Source organism: Pseudonocardia hierapolitana (assembly GCF_007994075.1).
GTDB lineage: Bacteria > Actinomycetota > Actinomycetes > Mycobacteriales > Pseudonocardiaceae > Pseudonocardia > Pseudonocardia hierapolitana.
Genome location: NZ_VIWU01000001.1, coordinates 7,833,826 through 7,854,511 on the forward strand (window position 1 = coordinate 7,833,826; position 20,686 = coordinate 7,854,511).

Annotated in this window: 17 protein-coding genes; 8 read left to right on the top strand and 9 right to left on the bottom strand. The window is 74.0% G+C overall.

Going from position 1 to position 20,686, the window contains the following annotated elements; translation table 11 throughout:
• Window positions 1-40: 40 nt before the first annotated feature.
• The 3 genes from FHX44_RS36880 to FHX44_RS36890 are packed head-to-tail and all read right to left on the bottom strand — an operon-like array spanning window position 41 to window position 2,106.
• A complete protein-coding gene (locus tag FHX44_RS36880; protein WP_147259987.1) occupies window positions 41-295 on the bottom strand; it encodes an MFS transporter in 255 nt (84 codons plus the stop codon).
• Window positions 296-351: 56 nt separating this feature from the next.
• Window positions 352-1,887 carry an amidohydrolase gene (locus FHX44_RS36885; protein WP_425469168.1) on the bottom strand — a complete coding sequence of 512 codons (1,536 nt, stop codon included), beginning with the start codon at window positions 1,885-1,887 and terminating at the stop codon, window positions 352-354.
• Window positions 1,888-1,917: 30 nt separating this feature from the next.
• On the bottom strand, window positions 1,918-2,106 hold the full coding sequence (locus FHX44_RS36890) for a PspC domain-containing protein (protein ID WP_246170794.1): 189 nt from the start codon (window positions 2,104-2,106) through the stop codon (window positions 1,918-1,920).
• A 235-nt stretch (window positions 2,107-2,341) separates the two neighbouring features.
• On the opposite strand from FHX44_RS36890, the gene FHX44_RS36895 reads away from it, so the two are divergent.
• The 6 genes from FHX44_RS36895 to FHX44_RS36915 all read left to right on the top strand — a co-directional run bounded on the left by FHX44_RS36895 (window position 2,342) and on the right by FHX44_RS36915 (window position 9,823).
• Window positions 2,342-3,388, top strand: a complete 1,047-nt coding sequence (locus FHX44_RS36895; protein WP_246170795.1) for a GDSL-type esterase/lipase family protein — start codon at window positions 2,342-2,344, stop codon at window positions 3,386-3,388.
• A gap of 69 nt (window positions 3,389-3,457) precedes the next feature.
• On the top strand, window positions 3,458-4,483 hold the full coding sequence (locus FHX44_RS36900) for an amidase family protein (protein ID WP_246170796.1): 1,026 nt from the start codon (window positions 3,458-3,460) through the stop codon (window positions 4,481-4,483).
• A 36-nt stretch (window positions 4,484-4,519) separates the two neighbouring features.
• Entirely contained in the window at window positions 4,520-4,909 is a 390-nt protein-coding gene (locus FHX44_RS43590) for an amidase family protein (RefSeq protein ID WP_281287963.1), read from the top strand.
• A 16-nt stretch (window positions 4,910-4,925) separates the two neighbouring features.
• Window positions 4,926-6,179 (top strand): amidohydrolase, encoded by a 1,254-nt coding sequence (locus tag FHX44_RS36905; protein WP_212612817.1) that lies wholly within the window; start codon window positions 4,926-4,928, stop codon window positions 6,177-6,179.
• A 159-nt stretch (window positions 6,180-6,338) separates the two neighbouring features.
• The gene (locus tag FHX44_RS36910; protein WP_147259989.1) at window positions 6,339-7,277 is read left to right on the top strand and encodes a LysR family transcriptional regulator; all 939 of its coding nucleotides are present in this window, start codon (window positions 6,339-6,341) and stop codon (window positions 7,275-7,277) included.
• A gap of 554 nt (window positions 7,278-7,831) precedes the next feature.
• On the top strand, window positions 7,832-9,823 hold the full coding sequence (locus FHX44_RS36915) for a SpoIIE family protein phosphatase (RefSeq protein ID WP_212612818.1): 1,992 nt from the start codon (window positions 7,832-7,834) through the stop codon (window positions 9,821-9,823).
• A gap of 20 nt (window positions 9,824-9,843) precedes the next feature.
• On the opposite strand, the gene FHX44_RS36920 is transcribed toward FHX44_RS36915, so the two are convergent.
• Window positions 9,844-10,971, bottom strand: a complete 1,128-nt coding sequence (locus FHX44_RS36920; RefSeq protein WP_147259991.1) for a M24 family metallopeptidase — start codon at window positions 10,969-10,971, stop codon at window positions 9,844-9,846.
• Between the two features lie 65 nt (window positions 10,972-11,036).
• Between FHX44_RS36920 and FHX44_RS36925 the strand changes: the two genes are divergently transcribed.
• Window positions 11,037-11,981, top strand: coding sequence for a 5'-3' exonuclease (locus FHX44_RS36925; RefSeq protein WP_147261774.1), 945 nt, complete (start codon window positions 11,037-11,039; stop codon window positions 11,979-11,981).
• On the opposite strand, the gene FHX44_RS36930 is transcribed toward FHX44_RS36925, so the two are convergent.
• A complete protein-coding gene (locus FHX44_RS36930; RefSeq protein WP_147259992.1) occupies window positions 11,978-12,940 on the bottom strand; it encodes a helix-turn-helix transcriptional regulator in 963 nt (320 codons plus the stop codon). The genes FHX44_RS36925 and FHX44_RS36930 overlap by 4 nt on opposite strands.
• A gap of 62 nt (window positions 12,941-13,002) precedes the next feature.
• Between FHX44_RS36930 and FHX44_RS36935 the strand changes: the two genes are divergently transcribed.
• Window positions 13,003-14,175 carry an epoxide hydrolase family protein gene (locus FHX44_RS36935; RefSeq protein WP_147259993.1) on the top strand — a complete coding sequence of 391 codons (1,173 nt, stop codon included), beginning with the start codon at window positions 13,003-13,005 and terminating at the stop codon, window positions 14,173-14,175.
• 16 nt (window positions 14,176-14,191) lie between these two features.
• On the opposite strand, the gene FHX44_RS36940 is transcribed toward FHX44_RS36935, so the two are convergent.
• The 4 genes from FHX44_RS36940 to FHX44_RS36955 form a co-directional block, all read right to left on the bottom strand.
• A complete protein-coding gene (locus FHX44_RS36940) occupies window positions 14,192-15,418 on the bottom strand; it encodes a GNAT family N-acetyltransferase (protein ID WP_147259994.1) in 1,227 nt (408 codons plus the stop codon).
• Entirely contained in the window at window positions 15,415-16,788 is a 1,374-nt protein-coding gene (locus FHX44_RS36945) for a DUF4333 domain-containing protein (RefSeq protein WP_212612819.1), read from the bottom strand. The genes FHX44_RS36940 and FHX44_RS36945 overlap by 4 nt, the downstream gene beginning before the upstream one ends.
• An 88-nt stretch (window positions 16,789-16,876) precedes the next feature.
• Window positions 16,877-19,651, bottom strand: a complete 2,775-nt coding sequence (locus tag FHX44_RS36950) for a DEAD/DEAH box helicase (protein ID WP_147259995.1) — start codon at window positions 19,649-19,651, stop codon at window positions 16,877-16,879.
• Between the two features lie 47 nt (window positions 19,652-19,698).
• Complete coding sequence (locus FHX44_RS36955; protein ID WP_147259996.1) at window positions 19,699-20,652, bottom strand: DsbA family oxidoreductase; 954 nt, start codon at window positions 20,650-20,652, stop codon at window positions 19,699-19,701.
• Window positions 20,653-20,686 lie beyond the last annotated feature (34 nt).

Below are 20,686 nucleotides of genomic sequence, written 5' to 3' on the forward strand. Positions count from 1 at the left end.
GCACCTACGCAGAGGCATACGCAGCGCGCTGCCCCGCGGTTCACGCCGTGCTGGACGCGGTCGAGGATCGGGCCGTCGGGCGCGACAGCAGGGTGGTGAGGGTGGCCATCGCCGCCACCAGGGCCAGGTCGACCCAGAGCGTGACGGCCGCCGCCGAGGTGAACTGCGACGCGTCCGGATCCGCGCCGACGACGGCGAAGAGCACGGTGCCGATGACCGCGAGGCCGGCCGCCCCGGCGAACTGCTGCGTGGTGTTGAGGGTGCCGGAGGCCGCACCCGCCTGCTCCGGGCGCACGGCGGAGAGCGTGACCCCGAGGTGGGTCGGCAGGATCAGCGTGTTGCCCAGGCCGATCAGTGCAGCACCACACCGCGGTGGACCAGGCGCAGGCAGCGCGGGTTCCCGGCGGCACCGTCGAGGGGGCCTGCGCCGTCCCAGATCGCGTAGCTCGCCGGTGCGCCGGGGAGCAGCCGGCCTGCCAGCGGGGACCGGTCCCCCGCCGCCCGATGGCCGCCCACCGTGTGGGCCGCTAGGGCGTGGGCGGCGGCGATGGCCGACCCGGGCGTGCGGTGCTCGACCGCCGCGCGCACCGCGGCCCACGGGTCGAGCGGGGTGACGGGCGCGTCGGAGCCGAGCGCGAGGACGACGCCGGCCTCGTGCAGACCCGCGAACGGGTTCATCCCGCGTGCCCGCTCCCGGCCCAGCCGCGTGGCGTACATGCCGTCCAGGCCGCCCCAGTACGCGTCGAAGAGCGGCTGCACGCTCGCGACCACGCCGAGGTCGGCCAGCCGGCGCGCCTGCGCGGCGTCGACCATCTCCAGGTGCTCCACCCGGTGGCCCGCGGCGCGCACGGCACCGGGTGAGGTCGCGGCGGCGGCCTCGTCGAGCCCGGCGAGCAGCGCGTCGGTGGCCGCGTCGCCGATGACGTGGAACCCGGCCTGCACCCCGACCTCGGTGCAGGCGGCGACGTGCGCGCCGATCGCGGCGGGGTCGAGGTAGCGGTTCCCGGTGCAGCCGGGAGCGTCGGCGTAGGGCTCGCGCAGGGCCGCGGTGCGCGATCCCAGGGAGCCGTCGACGAAGAGGTCGCCCGCGAGCCCGCGGGTGCCGGTGTGCGCGACCAGTTCCCTGGCCTCGTCCGCGGTGCGCACCGCCTCACCCCAGTAGCCGACGACCTCCGGTCCGGGACGGAGCCGCAGCGCGGCCAGGTCGGCGGCCGACGAGATGTCCGGGCCGGCGCACTCGTGCACGACCGCAACGCCCCGGGAGGCGGCGTCGGCGAGGAACGCGGCCTGCGCGGCGTCGCGGGTGGTGGTGTCGACGGCGGTGAGCGCCGCCCGGCGGACCCGGTGGTGGGCATCTCCGGACAGGGCCGTGAGCGACCATCCGGCCGCGCCGGTCACGCCGGGGGCCCGGTCGAGCAGGGCCGAGGAGGCGAGGGCCGAGTGCACGTCGATCCGGCTCAGGTAGACGGGCGCACCGGCGGCGGCCCGGTCGAGGGCCGGACGCGGCGGGAGCTCGTCGGGCCAGGTCTGGTCCTGCCAGCCGTGGCCCCACACGAGCGCACCCGGCCGGGCCGCCACGCGGGCGGCCACCGCGTCGAGCAGTGCCCGCGCCGAGTCGCAGCCGGTGAGGTCGAGGCCGTCGGCCAGCAGGCCGGCGGCGGTGGCGTGCACGTGGGCGTCGACGAAAGCAGGGGTGACGACGGCGCCTGCGAGCTCCAGCACGGTCGCGCCGGGCAGGCGTTCCCGTGCGGCGTCGGCGCTGCCCACCCAGCTGATCCGCTCGCCCTCGATCTCGAGGGCCCCCGCTGCCGGCCCCGCACCGATCAACTCTGCGCCGATCAACTCTGCGCCGATCAACCGGACGCCGAGCAGCAGGGTGCGAGCCACCCGCTGTGTCTACCGGAAGCGCCTGCGGGATCAGTAGTCACGCTTGGGCATCATGATCCACAGCACGATGTAGATCACGAACTGCGGGCCGGGCAGCAGGCAGGACACGAGGAACAGAAGCCGGACCACGAACGGGCTCATTCCGAACCGGTCCGCAAGGCCCGCACACACGCCGGCGATGACCTTGCCGTGGCGCGGGCGGGTCAGGGTCGATGCCACCTTCGGGCTCCTTCCACATCGCGGCGAGTCTCGCCGCTGGTGTCCAGTGTCGGCGCGGCGGCGGCGCCGGAACTCGGGAAACGCCCGGAGGCGTCCCTGAAGTCACCCCTGGCGATACCCCGGAAGCGTCATCGCACTCGCAGTCCGTGAGCACGGGCTGCGCCGTGGGGGCGGTGATCGCTGGTGTCGGTGAATGCCCTGGTCAGGCCGCTGCCGTGCGCATAACGTCCCATTCGTGACGCGATCACGCTCCCTGGCGCTGCTCCTCGCTGCGGGCGGTGCCGTGGCGCTCACCCTCTTCGGCGCCCCCACCGTGGCGACGGCGCAGACCCCCGCCGCGGTCGTCGTGCTCGGCGACAGCGCCGCGGCGGGCGACGGCGCGGGCGACTACGAGCCGGGCACGCGGGGGGAAGACGGCAACTGGTGCCACCGCTCCAAGCACGCCTACGTCCACCGCACGGGTCTCGCCCCCGAGTCGGTCAACCTGGCGTGCTCGGGGGCGGAGGCCGCGAACGTCGCGTTCGGCGGCGGCACCCACTACACGGAGGGCTCCCAGGCCCAGCGGCTCGTCGAGGTCGCCGGCCGGTACCGGGTCACCACGGTGATCGTGCAGATCGGCGCCAACGACGACGCCGCGCTGTTCGGCACCGGCGTCGCGTGCATCCGGGCGTTCCTCGACCCCAGCGAGCCCCCGTGCCGGGAGAAGCTCGGCCCGCTGGTGCCCGAGCGCATGGCCGCCACGGCGACGAAGGTGGAAGCGGCGGTGCAGGACCTGCGAGTGGCCATGCGGCAGGCCGGGTACACGCGCGGCGACTACACGCTGGTGCTCGCCTCCTACGCATCGCCGGTCACCGAGCACATGCTGCCGCTGCAGGCGCTCGCCGGCTGCCCGTACAGCCGTCCCGACGCAGGCTGGGGGCGCACCACGCTGTTCCCGGCGCTCTCGGACGCGCTGCGCGGCGTGGCCGAGCGCACCGGTGCGCGGTTCCTCGACATGGCGCGGGCCACCGAGGGCTTCGAGGCGTGCACCAAGCCGCTGCGGGGCCAGGAGTGGCAGCGGCGGATCACCGTCGACCCGGAGGCTCTGGTGTACGGCGGGCTGGACGGCGTGGGAGTCCACCTCGCCCAGGAATCGTTCCACCCCACGGCCGCAGCACACGCGGAGATGGCCCGCTGCGTCAGGGAGTTCGTGCGCTCGGCGTCCACCGCCGCGGCGTGCGTGGCCGCCGCCGACGGCCAGGCCCACCTGGAGCCGGCGCCGGTGGTGAGCCCGGCCGCGTGAGCCACGGGCCCGGTGTCGTGTGGCGCGATCGGCGCGCCGCAGCCGTGGATCTGCGGCTACCGTCCCGTTGTGACGTTCGGGGAGACCGCCCACAACCGCCTGACCGCCGTGGAGCTCGCCCGCCTCACCCGGGCCGGTGAGCTGACCGCCACCGAGGTGATGGAGGCGCACGTCGCGGAGATCGAGCGGCTCAACCCCGCCGTCAACGCGATCGTCGACTTCCGGCCCGAGCGCGCCATTGCCGCGGCGCGCGAGCTCGACCGCACCTTCCGCAAGGACGGGCCGCACGGAGCGCTCCACGGGCTCCCGGTGGCGCACAAGGACCTCGTGCCGGCGGCCGGGTTCCGGTTCACCCAGGGCAGCCCGCTCTACGCCGACCGGGTCGCCATGCAGGACCACGTCGTCGTCGAGCGCATGGCGGCCGCGGGGGCGATCGCGGTCGGCAAGACGAACGTGCCGGAGTTCGGGCTCGGGTCGCACACGTTCAACGACGTCTACGGCGTCACCCGCAACCCGTACGCCCTCGACCGCACCGCGGGCGGCAGCAGCGGCGGCGCGGCAGCAGCTCTCGCCGCGCGCATGCTTCCGCTCGCGGACGGGAGCGACACCGGCGGCTCGCTGCGCAACCCGGCCTCGTTCTGCAACGTCGTCGGGTTCCGGCCCTCGCCCGGCCGGGTGCCCTCGTGGCCGGACGGCGACCCGTTCAGCCGGCTGTCGGTGGTCGGCCCGATGGCGCGCACGGTCGACGACCTCGCACTGCTCATGAGCGTGCTCGTGGGGGCCGATCCGCGGGCCGGCTGGTCGGTGCCCGCCGACCCGGCCGCGTACTTCCCGCTGCCCGAGCCGCGGCGTCCGATCCGGGTGGCCTGGTCGCCGGACCTCGACGGACGGGTTGTGGTGGCCCGCGAGGTCCGCGACGCGCTCGAACCGGTGGTCGCGGCGATGGCGGCCCACGGCTGGGAGGTCGAGCCCGCCACCCCGGACCTCACCGGCGCCATCGAGACGTTCCGGGTGCTGCGGGCCCTCAAGATGCAGGTGACGCTCGGCCCGGTGCTCGCCGAGCACCCCGGGCGGCTCAAGGCCGACGCGCAGTGAAACGTCGAGGAGGGCGCCAAGCTCGACGGGCCCACGATCGCGGAGGCCGAGCGCAACGCCGCCCGGATCTTCCACGTGATGCGGGAGTTCTTCGACTCCGTCGACGTGCTGGCCACCCCGACCTGCCAGGTGGCCCCGTTCGAGATCACCACCCGCTACCCGCGCGAGATCGACGGCACCCCGATGCAGGACTACCTGGAGTGGATGGGCCTTCCGTCGGTGATCACGATGATGGGCTGCCCGGCGATCTCGCTGCCTGCGGCGTTCACGCCGGACGGGCGACCGGTCGGCATCCAGCTCGTCGGGCCGCACCTGCGGGAGGACCGCCTGCTCGCCATCGCGCGAGCCTTCGAAGCGGTGGTCGACGCCGGCCGCGCGCCCGAGGTTGACCCGACACCGCAACCGGCGTTCGTCGCCGTGGATTGATCGAGAAGGGGGAACAGTGCTGACCAGCGGGTTGGACGACCGCATCCCGGACCTGGAACTGCTCTACCGCGACCTGCACGAGCACCCGGAGCTGTCGTTCCAGGAGGAGCGCACGGCGTCCGTACTGGCCGCCCGCCTGGCCGCGGCCGGTCTCGAGGTGACCACGGGCGTGGGCAAGACCGGAGTCGTCGGCGTGCTCCGGAACGGCGAGGGCCCGACGGTGCTGCTGCGGGCCGACATGGACGCGCTGCCCGTGCAGGAGATCGAGAAGGTTCCGTACCGCAGCCGGGCCACGGGCGTCGACCCGGACGGCGTCTCGACCCCGGTCATGCACGCCTGCGGTCACGACACCCACATGACCGCGCTGATCGGCGCCGTGGAGCAGCTGGTGGCCAACCGCGACGCGTGGTCGGGCACGGTGCTCGCCGTTCTCCAGCCGGCCGAGGAGGTGGGAAGCGGGGCGCAGGCCATGCTCGACGACGGGTTCCTCGACCGCTTCGGGCCGTTCGACGTGGCGCTCGGCCAGCACATCACCTCGGCGCCCAGCACCCACCTCTACCTGTGCCCTGGCGTGTTCATGGCCGCGGCCGACAGCCTGCGCGTCACCGTGTACGGCCGCGGCGGGCACGGGTCGGCCCCGCACACCACCGTCGACCCGGTCGTGCTCGCCGCGTCGATCGTGATGCGCCTGCAGACGATCGTGGCCAGGGAGGTCGCCCCGAACGAGGTCGCGGTGGTGACCGTGGCCGCGATCCACGCGGGCCGCAAGGAGAACGTCATCCCGGCCTCGGCCGAGCTCAAGCTCAACGTCCGCACCTTCGACCCGGACGTGCGCGAGCGCGTGCTCGCCGCGATCACCCGCATCGTCGACGCCGAGGCGGAGGCGGCAGGCGCGCCGCGCCCGCCGGAGATCGCCCCGATCAATGGCTTCCCGCTGCTGCGCAACGACGTCGCGACCACCGAGGCGGTGCGGGCCGCGTTCACCGAGGCGTTCGGGGCCGGGCACGTCCACGAGACCACGCCCAAGACCGGCAGCGAGGACTTCGGGCTCTTCGCCGAGGCCGCCGGGGTGCCGTCGGTGTTCTGGAACTTCGGCGGGTTCGACCCCGCGCTCTACCCGGACGACCCGGCGCACCCGCATGCGGCCGTCGCCTCGGGCCGCGCGCCGGGCGGGCACTCCCCCGAGTTCGTGCCGACCGCCGTCGCGCCGACCCTGCGCCGGGCCGTCGAGGCGCTGCTGACGGCGGCCGCGATCTGGCTCGTGCGATGAGGATCGACCCGCTCGTCACCGGGCTCGGGTGATCGACCCGGAGTCGGGGCTCGACGCCGTCCGTCAGGTGGGACTCCGACGCCGTCGCCAAGGGTGACAGCGCTTCACCATGGTGCCTGCCCGTGCAACGCTGTCCTCAGAGGTAAGGCAGTGGTCGGGATGGAGATCGCTCGGGAGATCGAGGCGTTCCTCGCGGTCGCCGAGGAACTGCACTTCGGCCGCGCCGCCGCGCGTCTGCACCTGACGACGTCCCGGATCAGCCAGTCGATACGCGGCCTCGAGCGCCGGATCGGCGCGCCGCTATTCGAGCGGACCAGCCGCACCGTAAGGCTCACACCGCTGGGCCAAACCCTGTTCGAGGAGGCGCGTCCGGCCGTCCAGCGGTTGGAGGAGGCCCTGCGCAAGGCCAAACGCGCGGCCGGTCGGGAGCCGCAGGCGGTGATGCGGGTCTTCTTCGCCAACTCGCTGCGCGAGGAGGTCACCACTGCCCTGATGCAGGGTTTCGCCGAGGTCTACCCGCAGATCCCGCTGGTGCGCTACGCATATCCCTCGATGCAGCACCGCCAGTGGTGCGACCAGCAACGCGACGACGTATTCGTCAGCTGGTTCCCGGCCGAGCCGGGCACCCTGCACCTGCCGAGGGTGCACGTGGGGCCGGTGATCCTCCGCGAGCCGCGATCGGTGATGGTCGGGACCGGCCACGTGCTGGCCCGACACGAGGTGGTCGACATCGAGGAGCTCGCCGACCACGACGTGCTCTACCCGCCCCCCGTCACCCGGCAGTTCGCCGATGCCTGGACCCCGCCGGTCACGCCTTCGGGGCGACGGATCCACCGCGTGCGGCGGATGACCGACAGCTACATGGAGGAGGCGGTGACGATCGTGGTGCAGGAGAACATCGCCCACATCACCATCACGCGCCTGCCCCTGATCGGGCTGCCGCCCGACCTGGTGCTGGTGCCGCTCACCGGGCTGCAGCCGTTCTGGCTGGCGCCGATATGGTCGGTCTTCGCGCAGAACATCTGGATCCCGGAGTTCGCCGAGCTGGCCGCGCAGACCGGCTCCCGCGCCGGGTGGCTGACCCCCGACGCACCGTGAGACCTCGGTTACGCCTGACCTGGCGTTCGGCGCGCGAAGCCGAAGCGGCTCGTATCGCATCGCGACGCTCTGATCACGCAGCGACAGAACCGGCCTACGGGTGCTGAGCTGGATGAATGTCAGGGTTATCGCTCGGGCAGGGAGTTCACACAGGAGGGGGCCTGCCATCGAGCCGTGCGCCTTCGGATCCGTCGTGAAGCCCTGCTACACGACGCTGTAGCCGGCGGGGCTTGATGCCCGGCACCAGAGCGACCGAAGGTGTGGCCGTGCCTACCGCCGGTGGCTTGACCTGCCGACTCTCACCAGCACCCGAGGTCTGGTCACTCGCGGTAAGCCCGTCCATCGACCATCCATCCAGTCTCGGGCCGCCGTGATCCGCCGGCCGAGATCGCCTGACGACGAAATCCGTCGTCAGTGCCGGCTCGTCGCGACCAGATCGAACAGTCACGCCGACGAGCCACCACGAAAGGACACCGGATGACACGCACCGGGTTTCCCGAGCTCCGCCGGCTCCCGCCCCCGCGACGATCCGCTCCGGCGGATCGGGAGTGACCGTGGAAGGCGAAGCCGGTGCGGCTGACGAGCCGGATCCGCGAGTGTTCGGCGATCCGCGGGCGATCGCCGACTGTTTCGACGAGCTGCCTGCCGCGGTGTTCGTCTTCTCCGGGCCTGATCACGTCTTCACCGCGGTGAACAGGGCGGCGCGGGCCATGGTCGGTCCCCACCGGGACGTCGTCGGGCGGCGCTGCCGGGAGGCGATCCCGGAGGAGGCCGGTCAACGCGTGGCCGAGCTGCTGGACGACGCCTACGAGACCGGCCAGCCGGTCTCCGCGCCGGAATGGCGGATCCTGCTCGACAACAACGCCGACGGGGAGCTGGAGGAGCTCTACCTGACCCTCACGATCGTGCCCGTCCGGGACTCGGGCGGCGACGTGGTGGGGCTGGTCTCGCACGTGCTGGACGTGACCCCGGCGGTGTCCGCCCGTCGCGCGGCCGAGGCTCAGGCCACCGCGTTCGAACATCGCTATCACGCGGCGCTGGATGGGGTGATGTCCCTGCAGCGCAGCCTCCTGCCGGAGCGGTTGCCGGTCCTGCCCGGCGTGGAGCTGGCGGCCCGTTACCTCGCCGCCGACAGCGAGCAGGGCGCGGGGGGCGACTGGTTCGATGCGGTGCCACTCGGCGACGGACGGCTCGGACTGGTCGTCGGGGACGTGGTGGGTTCGGGCACCCGCGCCACGGCGGTCATGGGGCAGCTACGTGCGGTGTTGATGGAGCTCCTGCTCGAGGGCTCCGACATCCCCGAGGTGTTGGCCCGGCTGGACCGCTTCGTCGCGCGGGTTCCGGGCGCGGCGGCCACCACCCTCTGTCTGGCCGTGCTGGATCCGGCTGACGGGCGGCTGGACTACATCTGCTGCGGGCATCCGCCGCCCCTGGTGCTGGCGGCCGACGGTCGGTCCGGCTATCTGCCCGCCGGCGCCATGGGCCCTCTCGGCGTCGTCGCCGCAACCCGCCCGGTCGTGGTGCAGACCGCGTTGCTGCAGGCCACCGATGTGTTGCTGCTCTACACCGACGGCCTGGTCGAGGGTCCGGACCTGCCCCTGTGTGATGGCCTGGACCTGCTGCGGGGCGTCGCGGCCGGGGCGCGGACGCGCGGAACCCCGCCGATGATGGCCGCCGCGGCGCCTGACCGGGTGTGCGAGCTGACCGTGGAACGGATGACCCGCAAGGGCCACACCGATGACGTGACCCTGCTGGCGGTGCAGTGCACCGGCGCGCGGCCCGAGCCGTTCGAGGCCGAACTGCCGGCCTCCCCGGGCATCCTGTCGCCGCTTCGCACCCAGCTCGACGACTGGCTGATCGCACGGGGCGGCAGCGACGAGGACACGCTCGCCGTCCGGTTCGCCGTGCTCGAGGCCGTCAGCAACGTCATCGAACACGCTTATCCCGACGACCCGGGATCGGTCCGGGTCGAGGGCGCGCACGACGACGCCGGCCGGATCTGCATGACCGTCAGTGACACCGGTCAGTGGGTCCCGCCCCCGGTTCGCCCGAACCGCCGAGACCGGGGATTCGCCCTGATCCGCAGCTGCATGGACACCGTCGAGATCGACCGCACGGCCACCGGAACCAGCATTCTGATGGACCGCACCCTGAGCCGCAGACCCGTCGTCGGTCCCGACAGCGTCAGGCCGCAGCGCACCGCCGGGTCCAGCAAGGAGGCGTTCCACGTCGACATCACGGAGGTGAGCCCGCCGCACGTCGTGGTGCACGGGCCGATCGACCTTCCCAGCGCCGCCGACCTGCACCGACGCCTCCAGGACGCCAGCCGGGGCGGGGTGCTCCCGCTGACCATCGACCTCACCGGTGTGAGCCATCTGGCCAGCGCCGGCGTACAACTGCTCTACCAGCTGGCCGAACAGATGGCCGCGGACGGCTGCCGGCTGCGGCTGATCGCCCCCACCGGCACTGCCGCTCACCAGGTACTCACGCTCACCGCACTACACCAGCTCACCGAGATCGTCGAGGATCCCGAGGCGAGCTGGTAGATCGGATCAGAGCACTGCGATCAGAGCACGACGAGGTCGCGCGGGCGGTTGTTGAGCCGCTCGCAGCCGTCCTCGGTGACCACGACGATGTCCTCGATGCGGGCGCCCCAGTCGCCGTCGAAGTAGATGCCGGGCTCCACGCTGAAGGCCATGCCCGGCTCCAGCGCGAGCGCGCTGCCGGCCACGATGTAGGGCTCCTCGTGCACCTCGAGGCCGATGCCGTGGCCAGTGCGGTGCACGAACCGCTCTCCCAGCCCGGCAGCGGTGATCGGCCGGCGGGCCGCCGCGTCCACCTGTTCGGCGGTGACGCCCGGCCGCACCGCCGAAACCGCCCGCTCCTGGGCGTCCTGCAGCACGGCGTAGGCCTCCCGCACGGCGGCAGGCGGCTCGCCGCCCACGGCGTAGGTGCGGGTGGAGTCGGAGTTGTAGCCGCTGGGCAGCGGGCCGCCGATGTCGATCACGACCACGTCGCCGCTCTCGATCACGCGATCGGACACGTCGTGGTGCGGGCTCGAACCGTTCGGCCCGGAGCCGACGATCACGAAGGCGGCCTCGGCGTGGCCCTCGGCCACGATCGCGTCGGCGATGTCGGCACCCACCTGCGCCTCCGTGCGTCCCGGCTTGAGGATCTCGCCCATCCGGGCGTGGACGCGGTCGATGGCCGCGCCCGCCGCCCTCAGCTCGGCCACCTCGGCGGAATCCTTGCGCATCCGCAGCTCGCGCATGACCGGCCCGGCGAGCACCTGCTCCACATCGGGGAACGCGGCGCGCAGCGGCAGGACGTGCGCGGCGGGCATCGCGTCGGCGAGCCCGACCCGGCTCGGCCCGCCACCCAGGTCGCTGACGAGCAGGTGCGGGTCCTCGCCGTCGCGCCACGTGACGACCTCGATCCCGAGCTCGTCGAGCGGGAGGCCCGCGAACCCCGGGGCCTCCAGCCGCGGCACCACCAGCGCGGGCGGGGCCCGGTGGCCCGCGGCGGGCAGTACCAGGCACGTGAGCCGCTCGTGCGACTCGCCGGACACACCCAGCAGGTACCGCAGGTCCGGGCCCGGCGTGACGAGCAGCAGGTCGGTGTCCTGTGCGGCGGCGACCTCGCCGGCCCGGCGGATGCGGTCGGCGAGCAGCGCGGTCGGAACGGCCGGTGTCATGGAAGGGAGGGTATTCCGGCAAGCTGTGGCGCGTGACCCCGCCTGCACCGCCCGCGCAGTCGCTGATGCTGCTCGATGCCGCCAGCCTGTACTTCCGCGCCTTCTACGGCGTGCCGGAGTCGATCACGGGTCCGGACGGCACGCCGGTGAACGCGATCCGCGGGTTCACCGACATGGTCGCCCGCCTCATCACCGACCGGCGCCCCACGCGGCTGGTGGCCTGCCTCGACCTCGACTGGCGCCCTGCGTTCCGGGTGGAGGCCCTGCCCTCGTACAAGGCGCACCGGGTGCCTGGCGAGCCGCAGGTCGCGCCCGCGGGCCTGCCGGAGATCGTGCCCGACACCCTGGAACCGCAGATCCCGGTGCTCCTCGAGGTGCTCGCCGCGGCGGGGATCGCGACGGCGGGCGCGGAGGGCTACGAGGCCGACGACGTGATCGGCACCCTCGCCGCGGGCGAGCGCACCGACCCCGTGATCGCCGTAAGCGGCGACCGGGACCTCATGCAGATCGTGCGCGATGAGCCGGTGCCGGTGCGGCTGCTGTACGTCGGGCGCGGGTTGGCCAAGGCCGAGCACCTCGGGCCGATCGAGGTGGCCGCGAAGTACGCGGTTCCGGTGGAACGCGCCGGGGACGCCTACGCCGAGATGGCGATGCTGCGGGGCGACCCCTCCGACGGGCTGCCTGGCGTGCCCGGGATCGGCGCCAAGACGGCCGCCACCCTCGTGGGCCGCTTCGGGTCGTGGGACGAGCTGCGGGCCGCCGTGATCGACAAGGCCGACACCCGGTTGAGCCCCCCGGTACGCACCAAGCTGGCCGCGGCCGCGCCCTACCTCGCCGTCGTCGAGCCGGTGGTGCGGGTCGCCGTCGACGCGCCCGTGGAGCTGGACCGGCCCGACACGCTCCCCGGTGAGCCCGCCGACCTGGAGCGCCTCGCCGCGCTGGGTGATCGCTGGGGAGTGGGCAGCTCGATAGAGCGCCTGTGCACGGCGATGCTGAAGAACGCGCGCTAGCGGGGCGGAACAGCGGCGCGCGTGTAGCGGGCACCCAACGCCGCCAGCGCGGCGCGCAGCTCCGGTGGGTCCAGTACGTCGAACTCGACGTCGAGCATGCCGAGGTACAGGGCGAGCATCGGCAGGGTGTCGGCGCCCGTGGTGAAGACGCAGTGCCCGTCGTCGAGGGGCGCCAGCGTGCCGATCGCCGGCGTCACCCGGTCCTGCACGGCCGCGATCGGTACGTGCAGGCGAACCCGGGCGTGGTGGCGCCACAGCGCCTGCGCGGTGCCGCGGGAGACGAAGCCTGCGACGTCGGGGTCCGGCGGGTCGCGCGGCACGAACCGCGGCCCGGTCGGGATCTTCGGCGTCATCCGGTCCACGCGGAAGGTGCGCCAGCCCTCGCGGGTCACGTCCCACGCCACGAGGTACCAGCGCCTGCCGGTGTGCACCAGGCGGTGCGGCTCGGTGTCCCGGCGCGTCATGGCTCCGTCGTGGTCGCCGTAGTCGAACCGCAGCCGCTCGCGCCCGCGGATCGCCCCCGCGATCGCGGTGAGGACGTCGGCGTCCACGGTGGGCCCCGAGCCGGGCAGCGCCACCACCGCACCGGCGAGCGCGGCCACCCGGTGCCGCAGCCGCGACGGGAGCACCTGCTCGAGCTTGGCCAGCGCCCGCACCGAGGTCTCCTCGATGCCGGCGACCGTGCCGCCCGCGGCGGAGCGCAGCCCGACCGCCACGGCGACCGCCTCCTCGTCGTCCAGCAGGAGCGGCGGCAGCGCCGCACCGGAGCCGAGCCGGTAGCCGCCCGTCACCCCGGTCGAGGAATGCACCGGATAGCCGAGCGCGCGCAGCTTCTCGACGTCGTTGCGCACGGTGCGGGCACTCACCCCGAGCCGCTCGGCGAGCTGGGGGCCGGACCAGTCGCGCTGGGTCTGCAGGAGCCCGAGAACGCGGAGCAGGCGGGCCGAGGTCGGCAACATCGGCTCAGTATCCGGGCGAACGAGGAAAGGAACGTGCCGCAAGGCCGCATAGCGTCGTCCCCGTGACCGAGATCAAGCCCTTCCGCATCGACATCCCGCAGGCCGACCTCGACGATCTGCACGACCGGCTCGCGCGCACCCGCTGGCCGCACGAGATCGCCGGTGTCGGCTGGGAACGCGGGATCCCGCTCGACTACCTGCGCAAGCTCGCCGCGTACTGGCGCGACGGGTTCGACTGGCGGGCCCAGGAGGCGCAGCTGAACGAGATCCCGCAGTTCACGACGGAGATCGACGGTCAGCGCATCCACTTCCTGCACGTCCGCTCGCCCGAGCCCGGCGCGCGCCCGCTCGTCCTGACCCATGGCTGGCCCAGCTCGCCGGTCGAGTTCCTGCGGGTCATCGGCCCGCTCACCGACCCCCGCACCCACGGGGGCGACCCGGCGCAGGCCTTCCACGTGGTGATCCCCTCGCTGCCCGGCTACGGCTTCTCCACGCCGATGCGCGAGACCGGGTGGGGCAACCTGTTCCGGGTGGCCCAGGCCTGGTCGGAGCTCATGACCCGGCTCGGCTACCACCGCTACGCCGTGCACGGCACGGACGCCGGGTCCGGCCTCGCCTTCCTCCTCGGCATGGTCGACGCGGCACGCGTCATCGGCGTCCACGTCAGCGGCACCGCCGCCGCCTTCCCCTTCGGGCCACCGATCGAGCTGGACGGCCTCGAGGGCACCGACCGGGCGCGCGCCGAGCAGTTCAACCGCATCCAGCAGGACGGGCTCGGCTACCTGCACATCCAGGCCACCCGACCGCAGACGATCGGCTACGGCCTGCACGACTCCCCGGTGGCGCAGCTCGCGTGGATCGCGGAGAAGTTCCGCGACTGGACCGACCCCGCGCGGGACCTGCCCGAGGACGCGGTCGACCTGGACCAGCTGCTGACGACGATCAGCATCTTCTGGTTCACCGGCGCCGGTGCGTCCGCGGCCCATGCCGTCTACGAGGGCATGCAGGCCTACCGCGAGATCGCGGGAGCGCAGGGCAGCGACCAGGACTGGCCTGCGGGCCCGCCGACCGGCTACGCGGTGTTCGCCGGTGACACCGCGATCCGCGGCCTCGCCGACCCGGCGGGCCGGGTGACGCACTGGTCGGAGTTCGACCGCGGCGGGCACTTCCCGGCGATGGAGGTGCCGGACCTCCTGGCCGGCGACCTCCGGACGTTCTTCGCGCCGCTGTCCTGACCACCGGCCTGACCGTTCAGAAGTACGTGCCGCACCACGGCGTCCCGGCCGTGGCGAACGCCGCGTCGGCCCGGGGAACCGCAGCGGGGTCCGGCGCGGTCCACCAGCCGCTCGCCACGAGCTCGGAGGGGCGCCGGTCGCCGAGGTAGGCCATCGCGAGCGCGGACACGGTGCACTCCAGCTCGGGCCGCACCGGGCCCCCGCTCGGGCCGACACGTTCCGCGGATCCGTCGGCGATCCGGTACACACCCGCGTTGGCCTCGAGGAAGGGGTCGTGCACCGCGAGCAGCACCGGTTCGGCGGGGCCGTAGCTCCGGGCCGCGAGCGCGGAGGGCACGTCAACGAGCCGCAACCAGGTCTCGTCCTCGTTGCCGGTCACGGCGCAGGCGCGCGGGTCGGCCAGCAGCAGCTCGAGCGGCTCGTCGAGCGGGCGCAGGCGCGCCCGCACACCCTCGACGAGGTCGATGCCCATCAGGAACCGCCACAACGCCGCGGTGGCGCCGATGTCGGCGGCGTGCAGGTCGGGCACGTCGAGCGGCCGGTCGGTGGAGCCGGACGCCTCGCCGAGGTAGGCGATGGCGAACCCGTCGTCGCCCTGCGGGCCGGTGTGCACGGCCGCGAGGACGTGCTCGCGCTCCACGTCCACCCGCCTGCCGACCGACGCGGACCACCAACCGTCGGTGCGGCTGATCCCGCCCGGCCGCAGCAGCGCGATCCGCTCGTGCACGTCCCGCAGCACCGGCACGATCTCGTCGCGCTGCAGCAACCGCACGCTCCCGCCTCGCGGGGCGTCGGGCCGGAACAGGCCCGCGTCGGCGCGCACCCGCACGGCCCGGCCGCGGGTGGCGATCCCGTAGCCGAAGCGGCCGTAGATCCGGGCCTCGCTGGCCCGCAGCGTCGCGACCGGCTCGCCGCGCTCCGCCGCGTCCTCGAGCTGGGCGCGCATCATGGCGGTCAGCAGGCCGCGGCGGGTGTGGTCGGCGCGGACGCCGACCCGGGTGACCGCGGCCATCGGGAGCACCGCCCCGCCCGGCACCGCCAGCTCGCTCGGGAACGAGGTGGCGGTGGCGACGAGCGCGCCGTCGGCGTGCACCCCGAACGTGCGGCCCGGGCTGTAGAGCTCCGCCGACCGGGCCCAGCCCGCGTCGTCCACCGGGCCGCGATGGATGGCGGCGGCGAACAGGGTCAGCGCGGCGCGCAGCTCACCGGGCTCGAGCGGGCGGACGGCGAGCGTTGCCGTCAAGCGGGCCGCCCCACCTCGTAATTGCCGTCCGCGGTCGTGATCTTGATCGGGACGGTGACCTCGTCGCCGTCGACCACGGCCGTGCACTCGAACGTGGTGTCGGGCACGACCTGCTGCCCCTCCGGGCAGGTGACCGACTGGACCTCGAGGTCGTAGTCCTGCGAGAGGACCTGCTGCACCCCGCTCTGCACGGCGGCGGCGTCGAGCACCCGGGTGTTGAAGAAGCCGGGGCTCACGAAGCCGAGCACCCCGACCAGTGCGAGCACGACCACCGCTGCGACCGCACCGATGATCAGCGGCAGCCGGCTCGTCGCGCCACCGGCGCCCGCCGGGTCCGGCTGCGGGTGACCCTGCGCCCAGGGCTGCTGGCCCTCCGGGCGGCCGGCCCACTGCTGGGTGGGCTGCTGACCGGCACCGGGCTGACCCCATCCGCCCGGCTGCTGCGCCGCCCACGGAGACGGCTGCCCCGCCTGCTGCTGGCCGTGCGGTGCCTGCGCATAAGGCTGCTGCCCCGGCTGGCCGAACTGCGCCTGGCCGTACGGCGCCTGCTGTCCCGGCTGGCTCGGCTGCCCGGGCTGGCCGAACTGCGGCTGGCCGAACTGCTGCGTGGGCTGCTGGCCGGGCTGCTGGCCGTACGCCTGTCCCGGCTGGGCGGGGTACGGCTGCCCGTAGGGCTGCTGCTGGCCGTAGCCCGGCTGCGCCGCCCCGTACGGGCCCGGCTGGGCCGCGTAGGGCTGCTGCTGCCCGGGAGGTGCGTACGGCGACGGCTGCTGGCCCGGCTGCGCCTGCTGCGGCTGCGTGTGCTGGACCGGCTGCTGGCCCGGGTACTGCTGGCCGGGCTGGGCCTGCCCCGGCTGGCCGAGCTGGGCACCGTGGTGCTGCTCGGGCGACGCGAACGGCAACGCGATCTGCGTCTCGTCGGCGGGCCCCCACCCGCGCTGCTGTTGCTGCTGGGCCGGGTCACCCTGCTGCTGGGCCCCGTGCGCCGGCACGGCCGTCGTGGCCTCGGCGGCGCCGGCGGCCTCGGCGGCGTCGTCCGCCTGCTGCGGTGCGGGCGCCGGCTCCTCGCCCGACGACTTGAACAGGTCGACCCCGTCGCCCTCTCCCTCGCCCGCGCCGCGCTCGGCGGTCTCCGCGGGGGGCTCTGCGGGCTCAACGGCGGACGGACCGGCGTCCTGCTGGGGCACCTCGCTCGTCTCGGGCGCGTTCCACTCCTGCTGCGGGACAGCGCGGGTCTCCTCGCCGGGCCGCTGCTGCCCCTCAGGCGGGGCCCCCCACCCGCCTTGCGGCTGCTGCTGGCCCCACGCGGGCTGCTCGGCAGGCTGCTGCGGCGCACCATGTGGTGGCTGCGGTCCCTGTGGCGTACTCATCGCGGGCCTTCCCCCTGGAGACGTGCGGTCGGGCGATCAAAGCACAGGCCCTGTGACGGGCACAGAGCCGGTCGGACCTTCGCCCCGCTCATCCGGCACCGACCGCGACGACCCCGCGGCGGATCGTCGAGATCGCCGTGGCTGCCGCCCGGCCGACCCCGCTGCCCCGTCCCGCGACGGCCGTGATCTGGTCGAGAAGGTCCAGCACCTGCCGGCACCAGCGCACGAAATCGCCCGCCGAGAGCTCCACCCCGTTCTGCTCGGCGGCGGTGAGCACGGCGGCGAGGGACTCCCCGCGCGCCCAGCGGTGCATCGGCCAGGCGAAACCGAGGTCCGGCTCACGGGTCCGTTCGACTCTGTGCCTGCGCTCGTCGCCCTCCAGCTCAGCCCACACGCGCACGGTGGTCGCAAGCGCATCGGACACCGCTCCCGAGGGCACCCGCGGCATCGGCCCGTGGTCGCGGCGCGACTCGTACACCAGCGCGGACACCACCGCGGCCAGTTCGGCCGGCTCCAGGCCGTCCCACGCGCCGTGGCGCAGGCACTCCGCCGTCAGCAGGTCGGACTCGCCCCACAACCGCGACAGGCGCTCGCCGTGCTCGGTGACCCGCTCCCCGTCGAGGTAGCCGCGCTCGGCGAGGAGCGCGCGGATCCGGTCGAACGCGCGGGCGAGGGAGTGGGTGGTGGCGCGCACCTTCTGCCGCAGCTGCTCGGTGTCGCGCTCCAGCCGCGCGTACCGCTCGGCCCACCGGGCGTGGGCCTCGCGGTCGGTACACCCGTGGCAGGGGTGGGCGCGCAGCGCCCGGCGCAACGTGGCGAGCTCGGGGTCGTCGATGGCGCCGCCGCGGGACCGCCGGCGCTGGCTCGGGGGCGCGACGATCCCCGTGTTGCGCAGCGACGAGGCGAGGTCGCGCCGCACCCGCGGGGCGCGGTGGTCCACCCGCTTGGGCAGCCGCATGCGGCCCAGCGGCTCGACCGGCGCCGGGAAGTCGGCAGCGGAGAGCCGACCCGCCCAGCGGTCCTCGTTGAGCACGAGCGGGCGCGGGTCGCCGTCCGCCCCGATTCCGGGGTCGAGCACAACGGCGAGGCCCGCGCGGCGCCCGCCCGGTACGGCGATCACGTCACCCGGCCGCAGCGTGCGCAGCGAATCGGCGGCGGCCTCGCGCCGCTCCGCCACGCCCTGCCGCGACAGCGCCTTCTCCCGCTCCGCCACCCGCCTGCGCAGCGCGGCGTACTCGCGGAAGTCGCCCAGGTGGCACTCCAGTGACTTCTCGTACCCCTCGAGCGCCTCCACGTTGCGTTCGATCCGCCGGGCCAGGCCCACCACCGACCGGTCGGCCTGGAACTGCCCGAACGACTGCTCCAGGAGTTCCCGCGCGTTCTCCGTGCCCAGCCGCCCCACGAGGTTGACGGCCATGTTGTAGCCGGGCCGGAACGAGCTGCGCAGCGGGTAGGTGCGGGTGGAGGCGAGCCCGGCGACCTGCTCGGGATCGACGCCCGGCTGCCAGACGACGACGGCGTGGCCCTCCACGTCGATGCCGCGGCGACCCGCCCGGCCCGTCAGCTGGGTGTACTCACCGGGGGTGAGCTCGGCGTGCGACTCGCCGTTGTACTTGACCAGCCGCTCCAGCACGACGGTGCGGGCGGGCATGTTGATCCCCAGCGCGAGGGTCTCGGTGGCGAACACCGCCCGCACCAGACCGCGGACGAACAGCTCCTCCACGGTCTCCTTGAACGCCGGCAGCATCCCGGCGTGGTGGGCGGCGATGCCACGCTCGAGGGCGTCGCGCCATTCCCAGTACCCCAGCACGGCCAGGTCGGCCTGGGGGAGCTCGGCGGTGTGCCGATCGATCGTGCGCCGGATCTCCTCGACCTCGTCCTCGGTGGTGAGCCGCAGCCCCGACCGCACGCACTGGCCGACCGCGGCGTCGCACCCGGCGCGGCTGAACACGAACGTGATCGCCGGCAGCAGGCCCGCCCGGTCGAGCCGGTCGATGACGGTGGTGCGCGACGGCGGGCGGAACCCGGTGCGCCGGGACGGGCCGGTGCGTCCCCGGCCACGCGCCCCGCGGTCCCACTGCGCCATGGCGCTCTGCCGGTCCAGCTCGCGCGTGTGGCGGACGAGATCCGGGTCGACCTTCAGCTCGCCCGCCGCCGACTCGCCCGCGAACAGGTCGAGGAGCCGGTTGCCCACCATCATGTGCTGCCACAGCGGCACCGGCCGGTGCTCGTCGACGACCACGGTGGTGTCCCCGCGCACGGTGACCAGCCAGTCGCCGAACTCCTCGGCGTTGCTGACGGTGGCCGACAGGCTCACGAGCGAGACGTGCTCGGGCAGTTGGAGGATGACCTCTTCCCATACCGCGCCGCGGAACCGGTCGGCGAGGTAGTGCACCTCGTCCATCACCACGTAGCCGAGGTGCTCCAGCTGCCGGGAACCGGCGTAGATCATGTTCCGCAGCACCTCGGTGGTCATCACGACCACCTGGGCGTCGCCGTTGATCGCCTGGTCACCGGTGAGCAGCCCGACCGCGGACGCCCCGTGGCGCTCGACCAGATCGCCGTACTTCTGGTTGGACAACGCTTTGATCGGCGTCGTGTAGAAGCACTTCTGCCCCTGGGCCAGCGCGAGGTGCACGGCGAACTCGCCCACGACCGTCTTGCCTGCACCGGTCGGAGCGCACACGAGCACGCCGTGACCGTCCTCGAGAGCGGCACAGGCGGTGTGCTGGAACCCGTCGAGCTCGAACGGGAGCGTCTGCGCGAACTCGGCGAGCCGGGGACGGGCGGCGCGGCTCCGGGCGGCGGCGTAAGCATCCGCGGGAGCAGACTTGCTGCTGGCCACGATCCCAGGTTTCCACATCGCCGGCAGGCGAGGTCGACCTGGTGATGGAGTGGCGGCCCCGGATGCTAGGCGGACTGCCGCATCGCGCTGCTCAACCGCAGGTGCGGGCCCGCCTCCTCGCCCCGGCTCATGCGCTGCAGGGTGCGACCCAGCAGCACCTGGGCAAAGGCGTCGGCCGGGTGCTCGGCAACCAGCTCCTCCAGCGCCGCGCGGGCCCGTCCCAGCTGCGCGGACGCGTACCAGGCACGGGCGGCCAGCAGCCGCACCGAGCGGTCGCGCCCGTGCTCGGCGAGCAGCGGGCGGAGCAGGACAAGCGCACCGAGCGGGTCGCGCTGCTCGAGCAGCGACTCCGTCCACCGGTAGCGCTCGACCTCGGCCGGCACCGGACGGCGTTCGCCGCCGTCCGCGAGGAACTCCGCGATCACGGCCGGTGGCTGGGCACCGGCGAGCGCCCGGTCGCCGACGACGATCGTCGGCGAGGTCCGGATCCCCCGCGCCCTGCCCTCCAGGAGCAGCTCACGCACCCGCTCCTCCCCGGCGTCGCCCGCGAGCAGGGCAGGCCCCTCCGGGAACACGTCGCCGACCACGCCGGCCAGCACGTCCCGGTCGCTGATGTCCACGGCGTCGATGAAGTGGGCCCGCAGCAGCGACTCCACCACCGCGTCCTGCACGCCGGCGGGCTCGGCCAGCGCGATCAGCCGGTGGGCGTCGTGGCTGTTCGCCCGCCAGCCGGCACCCCACCGCGGCCCGAGACCCTCCTTCGCCGCGATCCGGTCGACCCGCAGCCGGTTCTCGGCCGGCGTGAGCCCGGGCGCGCAGGCTCGCAGCGCGTCGTCGGCGACCGGGTCGCCCAGCGCATCGGCGAGCGGCTCGGCCGGTACGGGCGCGAACGGGTCGATCCGGTAGGGCCGCCACACGATCTCGACGGGGACGTCGAGATCGGCGACCGCTCGCTCCACCCGCCGCTTGCCGATGTAGGCCCACGGGCAGACGACATCCATCCAGATCTCCACACGCATGCCACCACAGTACGCGACAGATGTCGTTTAGTCG